The organism is Paenibacillus sp. A3 (genome assembly GCF_001399685.1).
Classification (GTDB): domain Bacteria; phylum Bacillota; class Bacilli; order Paenibacillales; family NBRC-103111; genus Paenibacillus_G.
In genome coordinates this window covers 1-540 of record NZ_JTHN01000375.1, presented here as the reverse complement: position 1 = coordinate 540, position 540 = coordinate 1, and the positions used below count along the sequence as shown (strand labels likewise).

Here is a 540-nt window from a genome sequence, read left to right as displayed (position 1 = left end):
ATGCGATCCGTCGCCGTGCCGTACCGACCTGGGGAGTCTTCCTGGATGAAGAGAAGCAAGGTGGGGGCCCGCTGATCGATATCGGGACGCACGCGCTCGATTTGACGCTGTGGATGATGGATAATTACAAGCCGAAGGCCGTGCTCGGGACCGCGTTTCATAAGCTGTCGAAGAAAGCAAACGCTGCCAACGCTTGGGGCTCTTGGGACCCGGAGAAGTTCACGGTTGAGGATTCCGCGTTCGGCATGATCACGATGCAGAACGGAGCGACGATCGTGCTCGAATCGAGCTGGGCGATCAACCTGCTGCAAACCGGCGAAGCCAAAACGACGCTGTGCGGCACCGAGGGCGGCGCCGACATGTGGGACGGCTTGCGCATCAACGGCGAGAAGCACAGCCGCTTGTTCATGAACGAAATCCAACTGGATGCCAAAGGCGTCGATTTCTACGAAGGCAACGGCGAAAGCCCGGCCGATCTCGAAGCCCGCTTGTGGCTGGAAGCGATCGACAAGGATATCGATCCGGTCGTCACGCCGGAGC

General features: G+C 59.8%; 1 protein-coding gene. It reads left to right on the top strand.

Features of this window, described 5'->3' with window-relative positions; all coding sequences use genetic code 11:
• Window positions 1-540: Gfo/Idh/MocA family oxidoreductase (locus QJ48_RS34765; protein ID WP_237763161.1), on the top strand; the 540-nt coding region annotated here is incomplete at both ends.